Annotated in this window: 14 protein-coding genes; 10 read left to right on the plus strand and 4 right to left on the minus strand. The window is 53.5% G+C overall.

What is annotated here, in order from left to right; translation table 11 throughout:
- The first annotated feature begins 9 nt into the window (after positions 1-9).
- The 5 genes from AB6B39_RS07455 (at position 10) to AB6B39_RS07475 (ending at position 5,321) form a co-directional block, all read left to right on the plus strand.
- Entirely contained in the window at positions 10-1,125 is a 1,116-nt protein-coding gene (locus AB6B39_RS07455; protein ID WP_284369225.1) for an ABC-three component system protein, read from the plus strand.
- Positions 1,118-1,645 (plus strand): ABC-three component system middle component 2, encoded by a 528-nt coding sequence (locus AB6B39_RS07460; RefSeq protein WP_284369224.1) that lies wholly within the window; start codon positions 1,118-1,120, stop codon positions 1,643-1,645. The genes AB6B39_RS07455 and AB6B39_RS07460 overlap by 8 nt, the downstream gene beginning before the upstream one ends.
- Complete coding sequence (locus AB6B39_RS07465; protein WP_371398744.1) at positions 1,645-3,150, plus strand: hypothetical protein; 1,506 nt, start codon at positions 1,645-1,647, stop codon at positions 3,148-3,150. The genes AB6B39_RS07460 and AB6B39_RS07465 overlap by 1 nt, the downstream gene beginning before the upstream one ends.
- 10 nt (positions 3,151-3,160) lie before the next feature.
- On the plus strand, positions 3,161-3,568 hold the full coding sequence (locus AB6B39_RS07470; RefSeq protein ID WP_371398745.1) for a hypothetical protein: 408 nt from the start codon (positions 3,161-3,163) through the stop codon (positions 3,566-3,568).
- Positions 3,569-3,947: 379 nt separating this feature from the next.
- On the plus strand, positions 3,948-5,321 hold the full coding sequence (locus tag AB6B39_RS07475) for a tyrosine-type recombinase/integrase (protein ID WP_284369222.1): 1,374 nt from the start codon (positions 3,948-3,950) through the stop codon (positions 5,319-5,321).
- Here the strand turns inward: AB6B39_RS07475 and AB6B39_RS07480 are convergent.
- Positions 5,290-5,550, minus strand: a complete 261-nt coding sequence (locus tag AB6B39_RS07480; RefSeq protein ID WP_371398746.1) for a hypothetical protein — start codon at positions 5,548-5,550, stop codon at positions 5,290-5,292. The genes AB6B39_RS07475 and AB6B39_RS07480 overlap by 32 nt on opposite strands.
- A gap of 442 nt (positions 5,551-5,992) precedes the next feature.
- Between AB6B39_RS07480 and AB6B39_RS07485 the strand changes: the two genes are divergently transcribed.
- From AB6B39_RS07485 to AB6B39_RS07505, 5 genes are all read left to right on the plus strand, one after another.
- Positions 5,993-7,063 carry a Fic family protein gene (locus AB6B39_RS07485; protein ID WP_284369220.1) on the plus strand — a complete coding sequence of 357 codons (1,071 nt, stop codon included), beginning with the start codon at positions 5,993-5,995 and terminating at the stop codon, positions 7,061-7,063.
- Positions 7,064-9,916 carry an SNF2-related protein gene (locus AB6B39_RS07490; protein ID WP_371398747.1) on the plus strand — a complete coding sequence of 951 codons (2,853 nt, stop codon included), beginning with the start codon at positions 7,064-7,066 and terminating at the stop codon, positions 9,914-9,916.
- 1,037 nt (positions 9,917-10,953) lie between these two features.
- Positions 10,954-11,121 (plus strand): hypothetical protein, encoded by a 168-nt coding sequence (locus AB6B39_RS07495; protein WP_371398748.1) that lies wholly within the window; start codon positions 10,954-10,956, stop codon positions 11,119-11,121.
- Between the two features lie 16 nt (positions 11,122-11,137).
- Positions 11,138-12,781, plus strand: coding sequence for a site-specific DNA-methyltransferase (locus tag AB6B39_RS07500; RefSeq protein ID WP_371398749.1), 1,644 nt, complete (start codon positions 11,138-11,140; stop codon positions 12,779-12,781).
- Positions 12,774-15,467, plus strand: coding sequence for a DEAD/DEAH box helicase (locus AB6B39_RS07505; RefSeq protein ID WP_371398750.1), 2,694 nt, complete (start codon positions 12,774-12,776; stop codon positions 15,465-15,467). Before AB6B39_RS07500 ends, AB6B39_RS07505 begins: the two co-directional genes overlap by 8 nt.
- A 356-nt stretch (positions 15,468-15,823) precedes the next feature.
- Here AB6B39_RS07505 and AB6B39_RS07510 read toward each other — a convergent pair whose 3' ends face one another.
- The 3 genes from AB6B39_RS07510 to AB6B39_RS07520 all read right to left on the minus strand — a co-directional run bounded on the left by AB6B39_RS07510 (position 15,824) and on the right by AB6B39_RS07520 (position 18,531).
- On the minus strand, positions 15,824-16,219 hold the full coding sequence (locus tag AB6B39_RS07510) for a hypothetical protein (RefSeq protein ID WP_284369215.1): 396 nt from the start codon (positions 16,217-16,219) through the stop codon (positions 15,824-15,826).
- A 25-nt stretch (positions 16,220-16,244) separates the two neighbouring features.
- Positions 16,245-17,303 (minus strand): Fe(3+) ABC transporter substrate-binding protein, encoded by a 1,059-nt coding sequence (locus AB6B39_RS07515; RefSeq protein WP_371398751.1) that lies wholly within the window; start codon positions 17,301-17,303, stop codon positions 16,245-16,247.
- 115 nt (positions 17,304-17,418) lie between these two features.
- Positions 17,419-18,531 carry an ABC transporter ATP-binding protein gene (locus AB6B39_RS07520; protein WP_284369213.1) on the minus strand — a complete coding sequence of 371 codons (1,113 nt, stop codon included), beginning with the start codon at positions 18,529-18,531 and terminating at the stop codon, positions 17,419-17,421.
- Positions 18,532-18,561: the final 30 nt, after the last annotated feature.

Consider the following 18,561-nt stretch of genomic DNA (forward strand, 5'->3'; position numbering starts at 1 on the left):
TAGTTAGGCATGAGCGGGACTCCTTTCGAATCGATACCCAAGCCGTCACGATGGCCAAACGCGAACGCTCGCCTGTTAGGTATTGGGGCGGGTCTTCCTGTCAATCCGTTGGACCGCCTCGCAAATTTCAGCGCCGACGAGTTCGAGCGCTTTGTTCTCGAATGGGCCGATGGTTATCTGAGCAAGAAAGTTTCTGGCGTCGACGGTGTCCAGCAACGTGGTGGCGCTGGAGACAAAGGGCGAGACATCGTTGTCTGGTTCGACCCACCGGGTTCAGAGACGCGTCGATGGCACCTGTATCAATGCAAGCGCTACTCGGCTGCGCTTGGATCAGGAAAAGCCATCCCTGAAATTGCAAAGGTCCTATACTACAGTTTTCGCGGCGACTACACGCTACCGTCCGAGTACTGGTTCATAACGCGTAAGGGTGTCACCGGAGACTTCCAAGATCTCGTCGATGACCCAACCAAACTCAAGGCTTTCATAATTGCAGAGTGGGACAAGTACTGCGTGAATGCCATCACATCGAAAGGAGGCATCCAGCTGGAGGGCGAATTTTCCGACTACGTCGATGCCATCGATTTCAACTTTGTTCGTGTGAAACAGCCTCAGGATCTTATCGCGGAACATGCTCAAACACAGTACCATCTCGTTGTTTTTGGTGCCCCATTGGTCGAGCGTCCCCCACCTGCTGAGCCGCCGTCGCAGGTTGCGGAATCCGAACGCGGATATGTTGGCGAGCTCTTTAAAATCATCGGTGAAATGACCGGTGCGTCAATCACAATCGAGGCCGATTTCGCCGGACACTCAAGAGCGCGGAACCTATTCGAACGATCACGTATGACCTTCTATAGCGCCGAAGGCCTCAAGGAACTTGCCCGCGATCAAATGGCAGACGCGGAGTATTTCGATAATCTTCTCGGCGAGTTCAAACATGGCCTCTACTACACATACAGCGCCCCCGCCGCTTCCGGCTACGAGCGTCTGAGCTCAACGGTGCAGGCCGCACAAGCACAGCAAATATCAGGACATGTTCTGGAGCCTCACATAACCACCCCGGATAGGGAAGGCATTTGCCACCATCTTGCGAATGCAGGCGACGTCTCGTGGTGTGACGATGACTGAAGCTTCGGGCACATATCCATACCCGGTCGCGCTCGATGGTCATCGGCTATTTAATACGCCGCTCGAGTGCGGCTTCCGTTTGCTGTACGCGTTAGATGCGTGTCGCCCTCGTGCTGCCGATTTGCAGCGCCTCGTCAGCTATGACTATTTACTTGTGCATTCCGGCGACATCTTAGGTGGACCGCCGAGCCTCCACCCGCCTGTACCATTTCGCGGATCGGAGTGGGTCGTGAAACGCGATCTGGTTCGCTCAGGCATGTCTCTCGTATTCGCCCGCGATCTTGTCTCAAAAGAATTAACCTCGCATGGGATCATGTTCTCAGGGTCAGAGCTGACGAGCGCATTTGTTGGCTTGCTTAAGACCTCATACGCCACCGCTCTTCGGGATCGTGCTGAATGGCTGTCCGAAGAGTTCGGCGCTGCAAGCGATGAAGAGCTACAAGACTTCATGTCTGCTAACGTTGGAAAATGGGGTGCAGAATTTGATCGGATATCTGCCCTTCAGGACCTCCAGCTCTAATGGCATGGATCAATGAAATTCGCCTTACGGGCTCTGGCAAAAAGGACGCTGTGATCCGCTTCCAGCCCGGCCCAAACGTCGTGGCCGGCGACTCCGATACTGGAAAAAGCTACCTACTCCGTTGTATCGATTTCGTACTCGGCGCGAAGGAAATGACGAAGGTCATCGAAGAAGCGTCAGGTTACGAACATGTTCGGCTCGAACTTAGGAACGACGATGAAGGCGTTCTAACGTTAGAACGCCATCTCACTGGAGGTGACGTCCGCGCCTATGCGGTTCCAATCTCCGAGGTGGTTGCGCAGTCCGCCTCAGATGAGCCCCATTCAGACAACAATGACGCCAGCAAACAAGATCCGAAGGGCGAAGAAATTCTAGCCTGGAAGCGCCAGGGGGCATCCAAAGCGCGTGACATCACATCGCGCGTGTTTCCATTCATGGGCATGCCCGAAGAAGTCCGGCTCAGAAGCAACGACAAAGGGAAGACGCAGCGCTTATCAATTCGCACATTATCGCCAGTCTTCCTGCTCGATGAGGCAATGATAATTGGTGAGCAATCGCCGGTGTTGTTCGGTGGCTATGATCTAACAGCACGCAAACGGATGTTTTCCTACGTGCTTACGGGCACCGACGATTCCGGCGTAATTGCTCAGGAGAAACGCGAAATCGTCCAAGCTGAAATCTCTGCAAAGCTTTCGCTTATCGACGACCTGTTAACCCCGATTGAGAAACGTCTTGAGGGCGACACGACTGTTGACGACGAAGATAACAGCGCATCACGGGTCGACACAACAATCGAAAAACTCTCGAGTTTATTGTCAGAAACAGAAGACGAAAGGACGCGGTTGCGCGACGAGCGCCGTGAACAGCTTCGCCTTCAACAACGCGCAGAATCGCAGTTGATTGCGATCGATGAACTGCTTGGCAGATATCATCTTCTGGATAAGCGATATTCCTCAGATCTCGAACGATTGGACTTTATCGCCGAAGGCACGCACTTCTTCGACGGCTTGCAGGACAGTGTTTGTCCGCTGTGCGGGCAGCAAATGGATGGCGACGTCCACACACACGACGAGGGTGGCGGTATCACCGACGTCGCATCGGTTTACCAATCCGCGCGTGCAGAAGCAGCCAAGATCCAGGGGCTTCAAAAGGATCTGCAACAGGCGATCACTGACCTCAGCGCGCGTTGGAACGCGCGCGACGAAGAGCGGAAAACCGCTGCGTTTGAAATCGCGCGCATCGACATGCGAATGGACACGGTTCTTGGACCGGCCCGTCGGCGCACCCGAACCACCCTAGACGAACTCGTTCAGAGACGGCTGGAATTTCAGACGCTGAAATCCGATCGTGATGAAGTGGAGCGATTGCGAGCACTCAAGGAGGAACTTGCCAAGCAGCTTCCAAAGGGATCAGCTAAGCAAACATGGGCACCGATAGACCCGGTGGCAGTGACGGCTTTATCTCGCGTCATCGAGTTCTGTTTTGAAAAACTGGTCTTGGCCTGATGACGTGCGTGTGGAATTCGACGAACGAACATACGATATCAAGGTCAACGGAAAACCGAGACGGGCCCACGGTAAGGGGTTTCGCGCAGTGCTCAACTCTGCGGCCACGATTGGCCTTTTGAAGTATTGCCAAGCCAATAATAAGCCGCACCCAGGCTTCGTGGTACTGGACTCACCACTAACTACGGTGAAGCAGCGCGAAGGTCTTGAGACAGGTGATAGCAATGAAGACGCAAACATTGATCCACGGATAGAGCCTTCGTTTTGGAAAAGCTTATCCGAGATCAACGATGATATTCAGATTATCGTACTCGATAATAAGGAGCCTAATGAAAGTCTGGCATCGGACCTGAACCTCCAGCTATTTGCCGGGGCGTCTGCATCTGACGCTGAGCGTAAAGGGTTCATTCCCATCTAATCGATACATAAGAGGATAATCAGTGTAGAGTTTTGTGTCTTGTAATTACGCTGATGCATGCGGACTCGCGACTGCGAATCTAAATTCTGAGACCTGCGCTAGTCTTCTAGGTGTCGGAAAATTCTCGTTAATCCCAAAAATAGGTAAACATCGTGGGTCTCACGATGGTCAACATTTGACAGATTAGCCTTCTCCATATACTTGAAATATAAGCGTTTTCTGCTTGCGCTATGCCTCCTCCCCGGTGCGCCATTTACCGACATCGATTTGCCTATAAGCCGTTGAAAGCATTGTGCTTTTATCCCGGCTTGTCCTGCAATATCCCGCGATCCCACAATTTGTGGAACAGATTGCGGTACAAGATGAGGTACAATGGCTCATGACCATCCGCCGCAATCACTATCTCGAACAGCGGGGCTACCGCTGGTATTATGTCCGCCGCGTTCCCGCCCGTTTCCGGGACGTTGATCCCCGCCGTGTGGTACGGGCTGCGCTACACACTGACTCGCTCACCGTCGCCCGCGAACGCCGCGATGCGATGATGGATGCGGACGAACACTACTGGGAAACCGCGCTCGCCAAACAGGCTGGACTGACCATTCAGGACAGCCCGGAGATGTGCCGTTACCGTTCTGCCAGACGGCGCGCCGTGGCCGTCGGGTTCGAGTTCCAACCCCTGTCGAAGCTGATCGAGAAGGAGCCTGTTGAGCGCATCCTGGACCGCGTGAAAGTGCTGGACCGCGAGGACGTGTGCGCGCTCGATACGCAGGCTGTTCTTGGCACGATAGAGCCACCCAAAGACACGATCCGCGATGCGTTCAAGCTCTATTGCGACAAGCTCAGCATTGGCGAGACGGCGCGAAAATCGCCAGAGCAGATCGAGCGCTGGAAGGCGACCAAAGCCCGCGCCGTTGATAACTTTGTGGCTCTTTGTGGCAACCTCACAATGGAGGCCATCGAGCGCCGACATGGGCGGCAGTTCTATGACTGGTGGGGCGAACGCTTGCGCCCGGACACCAAAAACGTGCGCGCTTATCGCCCGAACAGTGCGAACCGAGAGCTTGGAAATCTGCGGCTCATCTTCCGCGAATATTGGACCTATCACGGTGACGAAGACCGTGAAAATCCGTTCCGTAAACTACGGTTCAAGGACACCCCGCCCGAGCCGACGCCATCCTTTTCGGACGAGTTTGTGCGTTCTAAAATCCTGAAACAGGGCGCGCTAGACGGCATAAATGCGCAAGCCACATTGATTGCTTACGCCTTAATCGAGACGGGATGCAGGCCCAGCGAGATCGCTAATCTGCGCGCGGAAGACATCAAATTAGACGCCGAGGTGCCGCATATCCGCATCCGCCCTACGGCAGGTAGAGAGCTGAAATCGGCCTCATCCCGGCGTGATATTCCACTTGTCGGCGTGTCGTTGGAGGCCATGAAACGCGCGCCGCTCGGCTTTGAACGCTACCGCGAAAAGGGCAATTCGCTATCCGCCGCGCTGCTTAAATCCTTCCACTCGCATGGCCTCATGCCGACTAAACGACACCGCATTTACAGCCTGCGCCATGCGTTCGAGAAGCGCATGTTGGAGGCGGGATTGGACTATGGATTGCGCTGCACCCTGATGGGCCACAAGAACACGCGGCCCCAATATGGCGACGGTGGATCGCTCGACTATCGGCGCAAAGAGTTGCTCAAAATCGCGCACCCGATAGGCGAGGACTTCATCCAAAGCTTGCCGGATTTGCGTCCTTAGGCTCTTCGCCCAGCAGGTCCGCCAGCAACGCCTCGCGGCTTTCCAGCGCGTCAAGCTCGCGCTGGAGCCGTTCCATCAGCGGCCAAGGCGCATCGCCATGCAGGCGGATAACCCGCGCCAGCGTGACCATCGCTTTGCGAATGTCGTCTGCGGTGTAAGCAGGCCTGTTGGAGTTTTCAGTTTGGTTCGGCATGAGCGAGAACATACCAAGAACAAGTGAATTTGCCAAGTCTAGCTTTTGCGTGAAAGCGGGGATGGAAGGCAAAATTTAAGCAAAAATTTTGGAGGGCAAGTTAAAAGGGGGTGGTGTCACCACCCGGCTAACGCCTTGTCTGCACATCGTTTTTCGCAACTCCACCGACCGAGATCGTGGAGTTGCGAGGTTGGCAGGTTTCGCAAGCAGGCTTGAGAATATCGGGGGTGTCACCTTGAGATAGACAATCGCCTTATCCCGGAACCCTGCCATTTTTCGACGGCACAAAACGTGCGTTATGAGCCGTCGATGACGCACGTTTCGGCTATATCGTGAGTCATCGGGCGGATTCGTTAGGTCGCTAAGTTTTCTTAGTGACGGCCTTAAGAAAAGATTCGGCCATATCTTTTCTTAAGGCATGCTTCTCAGGCCAGATTCTTGACGGATGACAATTGGGTATAATTGGGTATAAACGGGTATGGATTATACCCGATTGGATATCCGTTTAGGCCAAGACCTCGTCAAACTCGTCGCCGGAGTGGACGAGTTCAAAGGGCGTTGGGACGCCCTGAAAACGCTCGCGCCGGACCGCCTGCAAAGCCTGCGCAAAGTCGCGACGATTGAGAGCATCGGATCATCCACCCGGATCGAGGGCGCGAAGCTCACAGACGCGCAGGTCGAGACGCTACTCACGAACCTCAAAACGCAGAGCTTCCAAACCCGCGACGAACAGGAAGTCGCAGGCTATGCCGAGGCGATGGATTTGGTGTTCCAAGCGTGGGACGACATGGCCGTCACCGAGAACCACATCCGGCAGCTTCACAAGACGCTCTTGCGCCACAGCACGAAAGACGAGCGGCATAGGGGCGGTTACAAGACGCTCGACAATCATGTCGTGGCCTTTGGCCCGGACGGCGAAGAGCTCGGCGTTGTATTCGCGACGGCCTCGCCTTTCGACACACCGCGCGAGATGGAAGCGCTTGTCGCCTGGACGCAAAAAGCCATCCGCGAGGAAGCGCTTCACCCGCTCCTCATCATCGCCGTCTTCATCGTACAGTTTCTGGCGATCCACCCCTTCCAAGATGGCAACGGTCGCCTGTCCCGCGTCCTGACGACATTGATGCTGTTGCGGGCGGGTTACGCTTACGTCCCATACGCTTCACTTGAGAGCGTCGTGGAGGAGAACAAGGGGCAGTACTACAACGCACTCCGACGGACACAGAAGACGCTTGCAGAAGAGCCGGATTGGGAACCGTGGATCGGGTTTTTCCTGCGGGCTTTGAAGAAGCAAGCGAGCGTACTAGCGGCGCGTGTTGCTGATGAAGATATGCGGGAAAAATCTCAGCAAAGACTTCATCCGTTGTCGCAACAGATTTTAGAGTTGTTTCATGATGCAAATCGACTGACACTCTCTCAAGTTGTTAAACTTACAAATGCGAATCGAAATACCGTGAAGGTCAGAATGCGAGAGTTGGTCGCATCGGGTCATATATCACAACATGGGAAAGCTCGCGCAACGTGGTATGAGTTGGAGAGGGCTAGGACCTGAATGACAATCGGCTATCAACCGCTTCACGGCTATTTCAATGCTCACCACCTGACACTTGAAGGGACGGACGAAGGGGCATTCACCCGTTCACTTTCATCCGCCCGTGTTGAGATGAATCCTCACCAAGTAAATGCGGCGTTGTTTGCTCTTAGCTCGCCGCTTTCAAAAGGTGTGCTCCTCGCGGACGAGGTCGGGCTTGGTAAGACAATCGAAGCTGGGTTGGTCATCTCTCAACGCTGGGCCGAGATGAAGCGGCGTATAATTCTGATCGTGCCTGCTTCGCTTCGAAAACAGTGGGAGCAAGAGCTGTTTGAAAAGTTCTCTCTAAGAAGCACGATCTTAGAGTTGGCGACTTACAAGAAGATGGTTTCTTCCGGCAAGCGAAGGCCGTTTGAGGACGCAGGCAACATCGTCATCTGCTCCTATGCATTCGCCGCAGGAAAAGCGGACGAGCTTCGTTCGGTAAATTGGGATCTCGTGGTGTTCGATGAGGCTCATAAATTGAGGAACGTTTACAAGAAGGGTGTGTCGAAACGAGCGAAAGAGCTGAAAGCGGCTCTGCAGGACTCCTTCAAGATTTTGCTCACAGCAACGCCGCTACATAACTCGCTATTGGAGCTCTACGGCATCGTCTCGATAATTGATGAAGAGCACTTTGGCGGCATCAATGCCTTTAAGGCACAGTATGTCGGCGCGTCGGCGAACCCGGCAAACATGGAGATACTCCGTGAGCGCCTCAATCCAGTATGTCACAGAACGCTGCGGCGACAGGTTCAAGAGGCGGGGCAGATCAACTTCAAGCGTCGGCACGCTGTAACATTCAGCTTTGACCCTACCGATGCAGAGTGGGAGCTTTACACAAGGCTTTCAGATTTCCTGCAACGAACTGACACGGTCTCGTATGGAGAGCATGCGAACCAACTCGTAGTTCTGCAAATCAGGAAGATACTGGGTTCATCGACATTCGCGATATCGAAGTACTTGGAAACACTTCTTGCTAGACTTCACCGCCATCAAGCCGCGTCTGTCGATATGACGGACGATCTCGATGACTTCTCCGTAGTCGTTGAAGAAGATATCGATGACTCATGGGATGATGAAGAACCTAGCGATGAAGTCGATCCCGAAAAAGTGGCGGCTGAGATTGTCGAAGTCAAAGCCATGCTGGACCTGGCTAGGTCCATTGGCAGTAATGCGAAAGGGGACAAGCTGGTCTCTCAATTGCCAAGCGCCTTCGAACAAATCGTCGAAAAAGGCGGGCAGCGAAAAGCAGTCATTTTTACAGAGAGTGTCAGAACACAAAAGTATCTCAAAGAGCTACTAAGCGAGCGTGGCTATCGCGGTCAGGTTGTCATACTCAATGGTTCCAACTCCGACCCTGACAGCCGGGCAATCTACAAAGCCTGGAAAGAGAAGCACGAAGGTACGGACAAAATTTCTGGCTCTAGAACCGCCGACATGAAAGCGGCTCTGGTAGAAGCCTTCAAGCAAGACGACAAGACCATCTTCATATCGACAGAGAGTGGAGCCGAAGGGATCAACCTGCAATTCTGTTCGTTGCTGATCAATTTCGATTTGCCCTGGAATCCTCAACGGGTTGAGCAGCGCATTGGGCGGTGTCATCGCTACGGTCAAAAAATCGATGTGACAGTCGTAAATATGCTGAACTTGAAGAACAAGACAGAAGAACGAATCTACGAGCTTCTCAGTGAAAAGTTTCATCTTTTTGACGGTGTATTCGGCGCAAGTGACGAGGTTCTTGGCTCTATCCAAAGCGGCGTTGCCTTCGAAAAAGAGGTGCTGAAGATTGTCCAGAAAAGCCGGACCGACGAAGAAGCCGAAGCGGAGTTCAAAAAATTAGAAGCTGAGTTGCAAGACAAAATCGATGCCGACATCGAAGCCGCGAGAAAGAGCGTCTTGGAGCAGATGGACGGTGAGGTAATCTCCAAGCTGCATAGCCGAGAGAAAAAGCTGACGGATGCGCTCGATGATTTTGCGAGGCGTCTGATGATCACCGCAAGAGCAGAATTCCCAGAAGCCCATTTTCCCTCGGATGCGCTCGCCCGTTTTGTACGGGAGGGGCAGACGCACACAACTGAGTGGCCTGTCGCCGATGACAATGACTGGCAATTTTTCCGAATATCGGACGGCTTGGGCGAGCAGACCGTTAAGTCTGCGATGGAGCGAGACTACCTAACTCAGGTCCATCAGATGACATTCCATCCTGACCGATACCCTTTCACTGGAAAGGTTGGCGCTTTGGACGATCTCAAAGGCCAATCAGGTTGGTTGAAGGTCTCGAAGGCAAAGATGCCGACACCTAAAGCAGGGCGAGAAGAGCTTCTATTCTCGTGCTACAATGATGCGGGCGAGAGGATTGACTCTGATATCGCGAAGAAGCTGATGGTTGTACCGGCGTCACCCATGGAGCTTTGTCAGAGAGAGCTTGATCCGCTGACGTTGGATCGACTGGAGAACGAAGCGTTCAACGGATTTTCGAAGCGAGTGAAGGAAGAAAATTACGGTTGGGTACTGGAAGAGGAAACGCGCCTCGACCGATATGCCGACGATATTCAAATCGAAATCGATGCCAAGATCAAAGAGCTGGAAGCGTTGATCAAGGAAAGGAGCCGCGAGAAGCGTGACCCCATGCTGTCTATGGAGGAGAAAATCGGCATCAGCAGAGAAGTAAAGAAATTGCAGGGCGACCGGGACAAGCTCGTCCTCACGATGCACGAGCAGGTCGCCAAGGTCCGGCAAGATGTCAGCGATAAGCTAGACGATTTTATGGAGAGCTTGAGCCAGGAACCCGTACTCGATCCTCTTTTCATTCTGCGTTGGTCCGTCGCCTGATCCATTGTCGTGGCTGGGTACATTAGCCGATTTCGGCCCCGCGCCTCTTGCGGTTGATGTCTATTGGGAAAGCTACCCCGGGAAGAAAGCTCATATCTGGAAACTGTGGGGGCAATCCGGCTGGATGCAGGTGGCCGAAGCGACTCTGGAAACGCCGCTATCATCGCATAGCCAAATCATTGCCTGCTATTGCGATGACCGCGGGCGAGCGATCCAAACTTGGCTCGGTGACCGCGTCTTCGATATGCGCGCCTCTGTACCGACTTACATGCATCAAGACCCACCCGACGAGCTGTCTGACTTGATGGACGGCCTCTTTTGGGATTTCCTAGGTAGATGCGACATGAAGAACCTACGGGTTCTAGAGCAAGCAGAACGAAAACTGGACGAGGCCATCCACGCGATCGAAGATGAAGCGGACCTTGGGCTAAGGGAAGTAAACGCCTTTATCTTCAACCTTCGCCGAGAACGGAGAGCTCCCAAATGCTCGCCGGAGAGGCGTGCCGCGATCCGAAAGCGAATAGGCGACCTTGAGGCTATGCGTCCAAGCTTGCTCAAAGCCCTTGGCGCATCGGTCCAAAGCTTGCGCGACAATCATGACCAGTTTGAAGCCGACACCTATGAGGGCTTGTCCTGTCATGGGCGCATCGACGTGCTCTATACAGTTCGATGGACTTTGCGGTCGCGGCATATGAGCAAACCGATCAACGCATCCCTATGGTCGGAGGACCGATGGGCAGAGAATTCTGAATCCCTTTGGTGCATGGCGGACACAACACAAAACATATGTTCCAGATCGACTCCTAGCGAGAGGAACGAAGAAGGCTCCACCGAGTTGGGCAAGTGCGGAAACGGAAGCGGATACTAAAGACACAAAGACGCAAAGCTCGATCCAGCAAACACCCGCAGCACCGAGGATGGCAGACACAGTAGCTGCGGTAATTGCGAGAAAGGTCCAACCTGAAAGCCAGACTTCACAAAGCTCGAGACTTCCAGGCTGGGGCCATCGGGAGAGAAAGCGCCTTGTCAGACAGACCATGGCGGATCGCCGAAAGGGGTACCTGTCAAAACTGATCCTGTCGCGGATTGGCTACAAAAATGGCCAAGCGCTGAAAACGGCACTGATTGCACTAGCCACGGACCGACAAATCAGCACAGATGACGCAATCTATCTCTACAAGATTCTTTCAGACGTGTGTGAATAGCCGAGGCGACTTGAGAATGGCGAAAAAGCAGAAATTGGAACTGACTTGGGTAGGCAAGGACGAGCGGCCTAAGCTAGAGCCTCGAATTCTGATCGAGGACCCGGAAAAGTCGTATCATGCCAAGGTACGTTACGGCAAAGATGATATCTTTGATAATATACTAATTAAAGGCGACAATCTCCTCGCGCTGAAAGCACTCGAACAGGAGTACGCAGGTAAGGTAAAGTGTGTATTTATTGATCCCCCATATAATACCGGCTCTGCGTTTCCGCAGTATGAAGATGGTCTTGAGCACTCAATCTGGCTGTCGCTAATGAAGGGCAGGATTGAGCTTCTTAGGCGACTTATGGCGGATGATGGGAGTCTATGGATTTCGATAGATGATCATGAAGGGCACTATTTGAAAGTGATTTGCGACGAAATCTTCGGAAGGGAGAACTTTGTTTCAAACGTTATCTGGAAATCGACTGATAATAGCAACAACGATGCAAAGCAATTCTCCACAGACCATAATTCAATTCTAGTTTACTCCAAATGTCCTGGATGGATTTCGAATAAGACGAGGGGAGACAACTCAAAATACCCGCATTTCAAAAACCCAGATGATGATCCCCGTGGTCCTTGGTTTGATGGAAACCCATTGGGTTCGCCTGCTAAGAGAGCGAACCTCATCTACGACCTTAAAGCGCCAAACGGTGAAACTGTTTCGCCACCAAAAAATGGATGGCGATGGGGAAAAGATACTATGGCAGAAAAATTGGCGTCGGGAGAAATCTATTTCAGCGAAGATGGGAAGAGAATTAGACGCCGAACATATCTTTGGGAACAGAGGGGTCTGCCGCCATCAAGTTTATGGATTGATCTTGATGAAACCGGACACAATCGACAAGCAAAGTTTGAACAAAAGAAACTGTTTCCAAATTCCTCGAAGGAGGAGTGGTTTGCAACACCGAAACCCGAGAAGCTTCTTAATCGAATATATGAGGTTGCAACGAAGCCTGGAGACTTGGTGTTAAACTCATTTGCAGGTTCTGGCACAAGCGGAGCCGTTGCTCACAAACTGGGCCTGCGGTGGATAATGGTTGAGGTTGGTGACCATGCAGAATCTCATATTCTTCCTCGAATCCAAAAGGTGATTGATGGAGAAGACTCTGGCGGGATAACTAAGGATGTAAACTGGCAAGGCGGCGGAGGCTTCCGATACTACACATTAGCGCCCTCACTCCTTGAAACCGACAAGTTCGGTAATTGGGTCATCTCGAAAAACTACAATCCCGCCATGCTATCCGAGGCCATGTGCAAGCATATGGGCTTTACCTATGCGCCGTCGCAGGATGCGGATGAATACTGGAAGCATGGCTATTCGACCGAAAGCGACTTCATCTATGTCACGACGCAGAATCTGACCCATGACGCCTGCAAGAAGCTCGCTGATGAGGTCGGCAAGGACTGGAGCCTACTGATTTGCTGTAAGGCTTACAGCGCGAATGCAGAGAGCTTCGATAATCTGACGCTGGTGAAAATCCCGACGGCTATCCTCGCAAAATGTGAGTGGGGGCAGGACGACTACTCGCTAAATGTCGAAAACCTCCCGATGGCCGATGCGCTGGATGAAGACGATGACCTGCCGCTCTTCGCGGAGGGCAATGACAATGCGTAAGCCTCACATTGACGAAGCCAAGATCAAGCGCGGTATCGGCCAACGTTTATCTCTCCGCACACCGCAGGAAGAGTCCCTTGATATCCTAGCCGATGTGTTAGGTTTGATGGATTTTGGCCAACCTACGGATGTCAAAGCTCTGCTGGCTGAGATTGCCGCGAAATACTCCAGTGTCGAGAGCTTTGAGCGTCAGTTTCCATCGCTTTGCTTTGCGCTTGCCACAGGTGTCGGTAAAACGCGCTTGATGGGTGCGATGATCACCTATCTTTTCCAGACGGGACGGTCGCGAAACTTCTTCGTACTCGCGCCTAATACGACCATCTACGAGAAGCTCATCGACGACTTTTCAGTGCAGTCGTCGCCGAAATATGTGTTTCGCGGTATTCGGGAATTTGCGCAAAAGCCTCCAGTCATTGTAACGGGTGACACGTGGGAGCAAGGCCGTGGTGTGCGCGGAAGTGACCTCTTCGACGATACGATCATCAACATCTTCAACGTCGATAAGATCAACAAGGATGCTGGACGGATTAAGGGGTTCAAGGAGACGATTGGCAACTCCTACTTCGACTATCTGGCAGGTCTGGACGACCTCGTCATGTTTATGGACGAAGCCCATCGTTACCGCGCCAAGGCCGCGACAAAGGCGATCTTCGAACTATCGCCCAAACTTGGGATTGAGTTGACGGCCACGCCGAAGACAGTTGGCGCAAAGCCCAAGGACTTCAAGAACGTCATCTATTTCTATGGCCTCGGCAACGCGATGGCCGATGGCTATGTGAAAGAGCCTGCCGTTTTAACCCGCGCCGACTTCCGCAAAGACGGTCTCGACCAGGACCAGCTTGAGCAGATCATGCTGGAAGATGGTGTCCACTATCACAACCACGTCGATGCAGAGCTTGATCTCTATGCCAGACAGACAGGCCGCAAGCGCGTCCACCCCTTTATGTTGGTTGTCGCGCAAAACACGGAACACGCCGCTGCAATTAGGGCCAAGATCGAAAGCGACTCCTTCTTCAACGGTGCATTCATCGGTCGTGTGGCCGAGGTGCATTCAAAGCTGAAAGGTGATGAGAGCAATGAAGCGATGGACCGATTGGTCGGTCTGGAAACGACGAATGACACGGACATCGTCATTCATGTGAACAAGCTCAAGGAGGGTTGGGACGTCACGAACCTTTACACAATCGTCCCGTTACGCGCTTCAGCTTCGGAAATTCTGACGGAACAGACCCTTGGACGAGGCCTACGATTGCCTTACGGCGAGAGGACAGGGAACCCGGACGTGGATCGTCTAACCGTTATCGCCCACGACAAATTCCAAGACATCGTAGACCGCGCCAAGGCTGACGATTCTGTCGTAAAACTCAAGACACTGACGATTGGGGAAGGTGGCGACATTTCCGACGACGTGAAAGTGATCGTCGAGTCTGTACCTGCTCATATCGCCGCGATGACCGGCGCGGCTACGGTCGAATCTCAGATAGGGCTGGAAGTCAATGATGCCCAAAGTCAGTCCGAAGTTACATACAACACACCGATAGAACAGGAGACCGCAAAGGATATCATCCACGTACTGAACACAATGGGCCGCGAAGTCTCAGGCGCGAACGAGCTAACAACTGCGGACAGACAGAAGGAAATTGTCAGGCGCGTTTCAGTGATCCAAGAGCGACAGCAAGGCACTCTCGAAGGTATCATTGAGACACCGGACCTAGAAAAAATGGTCGCTCAGGTCACAAAGGTCTTCACTGAAAATCTCATTGAAATCCCAGATATCGTGGTTTTGCCGAGTAACGAGGTGAACTTCTGGTTTGAAGATTTCGACCTAGATACAAGCAATCAGTCCCGATTCCAGCCAATTTCAGAGCGGTTAATCATCCAGCAGTTGAGGGATGAAATTCGAACGGAACTCGCTAGGACACTTAATGCGCCGAAAGAAGAGCGCGTCGAAAACTACATCGTCAAACATCTGATGGACTACCCTGATATTGATTACGACAGCCAAGCTGAGCTCCTTTATAAGCTCGCGGGTCAGTCTGTCGCTTTCATTCAAAGCTACGCGGAGGGCGATGAGGCCATTGAGAGTATCGCACTGTCTCACGGCCGTCAGCTTGCCGAATTTATCTATAGGCAGATGAAAAAGCACTATCGGCAAACCCCCGCAGAATACATCCCGAAGGTCACGCGGTCCTATCGTGCTTTCACAGGCCGACAGTTCTCATTCTCACCGACTAAGCAGCTATTTCTCAATCAAGCGGCCAAGCCTTTGTCGGCTACGAAGAACTTCGTTTTTAAGGGTGGGAACAAGTCTCCAGACCACTTCCATAAATTCGATTCTGATCCCGAGCGTCGCTTTGCAGTCCTCATCGACAGCGATTTCGAAAGCGACGTGCTCAGGTGGCTAAAGCCAGCGCCGAAGCAATTCAGGATCGAATATGATACGAACAAACCATATGAGCCGGACTTCGTCGTTGAGACAACTCACATGAAACTTGTTGTCGAAGTAAAGGCTGATCGCGATATGCAAGACCCTGTTGTCCTCGAAAAGAAGCGGGCCGCTGAGACGTGGGTAACCCATGCAAACCAGTTTGAGACCGGCGGAAAGACTTGGAAATACTTGCTGGTTTCGGAGAGTGATATCAACGCCAGCGCGACCCTTAAAGGGATTGTTGCGAAGTGCGGTTGAGATAGATGACTCGTTAGAGAAGGGCCATCAACCACCCGCCTAGCCGCACCTATTGCCCCGCGTCCTCGCCGGACGGGCAGGCTATTCGCTTCACGCTTTCGCTACGAATAGCCTTACGGTTTGGCGGGTAAAGCTCGCCGCCTTTGCGCCAGATCGGCGCTTTGGCGCGTGTGTACAGGATTCATGGAAATTCTGTGGAACATTGACTTTTCAGGCCTACTTATGTATTTGAAACATATAGATAAATCGTCGTCTGGTCACCGCATCCCCGGTGCGCCATTTTCCCTCAGAACCCAATTTATCTGATCGGATTGTTTGGCTGTAAGTCGTTGACCTGCCGAGATGTTTTGCGTCGATTAGGCGGGCTCGATTTCATGGGGTGTGTCGATTGCCGTTCTCGGTGGCTGTTCTGTCGCTCGTGTCATACGAAAGCTGCCTGAGCAGACGTGGGGGATCACCCAACGGCCTGTAATCAAGAGTCCATCTGTCGAGACGGAGCCTCTGTAACGAATCGTATCGAGAGGGTGCGGCGTGTTCGTGTAGGATTTCTCAAAGCTCACATCATGTTCGGTCACATTGCCGAACACATCTGAGATGAGGAACTGGCCGACAGATTGAATGAAGGAATTTGTTTCCGTACATATGCCGGACAGAACGTCTCCAGCCAGTTTGATGTCCATATCGAAGGTCACGACTGGATGACCCGCTTCGTCATAGGCATATTCGCCTGTCCAGAAACCGGATACATCCATCCGACCGCCTCAGGTCGAGGCTGACCTATTGCCAGCCGACGCGGTCGAAGATCTGGATGGCTTGTGTCTGGTTGGGGCCGAAAGTTGAGACGTCGAGCGTATCTTCCTTGAAATCGCCGAGAGCCTGGACGGCGGCATTGCCGATGACATCGTCCGTGACGGGATATTCGTTGTTGCCGTCGGCAAAGTAGGTCTGCGCCAATTCGCGTGTCAGATATTCCAGAAAGGCGATGGCATTGTCCCGATTGGGTGCATGAGTGGTGACACCGCCGCCGCTGATATTGACATGGGTGCCGCGGTCGTCCTGATTGGGAAAGATGATGCCGACAGCGTCGACGATTTCGCGCATTCTCGGATCATCCGATCGGGCATGACGGGCCAGATAGTAGGTATTGACGACGGAAATGCCGCATTCCCCCGATGCGACCGCTTCGATCTGTCCCGTATCGTTACTCTGCGGTCGCCGCGCGAAATTGGCGACGACGCCAGCGGCCCAGTCTTCCGCGGCTTCAGGATCCGAATGTGCGATGATCGAGGAGAGCAGCGACATATTATAGATGTTCCCGGACGAGCGCATGCAGAGTTCGCCTTGGTACGCGGGGTCGGCCAGGTCTTCATAGCTGTCCAGACCGTCCGGTCTGCCATCCGCCTTATTGTAGATGATGACGCGGGCGCGTTTGGACAGACCGAACCAGCGTCCCTCCGGGTGCCGCAAATTGGCGGGAACGCGCGCGTTCAGAGTGTCAGACTCGACGGATGATAGAATCCCAGCTTCATCTGCCCGCCAGAGCACGCCCGCATCGACAGTGATCAACAGGTCAGCCGGGCTGAATTCCCCCTCGCTGACGATCCGTTCGATCAGCGAGTTAGCATTCGCTTCGATCCGGTTGATGGCGATGCCGGTCTCTTCCGTGAAATCGTCATACAGGGCCAGATCCGTATCATAGTGGCGCGATGTATAGAGGTTCAGTTCACCGCTGGCGGTGGACGGTTGAAGCGCATCATCCTCAGTTTGCGTCGTAGTGTCGGACGGGGCACAGGCCACCAGCGCGGCGGCAAAAACAAGGCTAAGAGCGTGACGCATGGAATCGTCCTTGGGGTTGAGCGAGGCAAGATCCGGATCGGCTCTCTTGCAAAATTGAGAACTATTCGCAACTAGTGGGGCCGTCCGGCTTTGACAAGTCCAAACTGAGTGTGAGTCAGCAGGTGAAAGCAGGCCAGGGTTTGCCGTTGGTGCGGATTAGCACCCTGTCGCCGGGAAACCAGACCGGTTCCGGATCCAGTTCCAGCAAGAGACTGTCGCTATCCATATCGTCCAACGTCACGATCTGGCTCCGGCCGGTGTGACGCACATCCGTTATCCGCAGCCCGGACGGATCGTTCTGCAATGCTGCGCAATGCGGGCGTATCAAGATATCGACGGGCTCATCGTTTCGTGGCGGTGTGAAAAAGGACAGGTCCTGAGCCTCGAACCGACCGAACCGCGTCTTTGCAATGCCGTTCATCCGTGTCGCACTCAGAACGGCACCGCTTCCGGCCATCAGGCCTACAAACAGCGATGCGGGTTCGGCATGCAGCTCTCGCCCCGTGCCGCATTGCGTGATCCGTCCCTCTTCCATCACGGCGATACGATCGGCAATTTCCAGAGCCTCTTCCGGATCGTGCGTGACAAGGATCGTGGCACAGTCCCGGGCCTTGACGAGACGGCGTGTTTCCTCGCGTAACTGGCGTCGTAAGGAGATGTCGATGCTGGCGAAGGGTTCGTCCATCAGCAACACTTGGGGGGCAGGGGCCAAGGCGCGGGCAACGGCCACACGCTGCTGCTGCCCGCCCGACAGCGTATGCGGAAAACGCTCTCCCAGACCGGATAGACCGATCTGCTCCAGAAGGTCGTTAACGACCGCCTGGCGGGATGGCCTGTCCCGCAGGCCGAAGCCGATATTCTGAGCGACAGTCAGATGCGGAAACAGTGCGCTATCCTGAAAGACCAGTCCGACGGACCGCTTTTCGGGGGGTGGGTTGTGCTGCTGGGAGGCGAGGGGCGTGCCCCCCAAGGCAATCGACCCGGCCTGAACCGGCAATATCCCGGCAGCCAGGTTCAGCAGAGTCGATTTCCCACAGCCTGAGCGACCCAGAAGGCAGAGAATTTCCCCGTCCTTGGCCTCCAGTGTGATGCCGCGCAGGGCAGACGTGTCTGCATAGCTGTGATAGATGTCCTGAAAGCGCAGACCCATGGGTGTGACAGACCTCTCCAACGCCTTGACCAGATCGACCAGATCGGTCGACTGGCCCCTATCGTTATTGATAAGCATATGCAATGTTGCGGCTGACGGTTCATTCTG

The sequence above is a fragment of the Algimonas porphyrae genome (assembly GCF_041429795.1).
Taxonomy (GTDB): Bacteria; Pseudomonadota; Alphaproteobacteria; order Caulobacterales; family Maricaulaceae; genus Litorimonas; species Litorimonas porphyrae.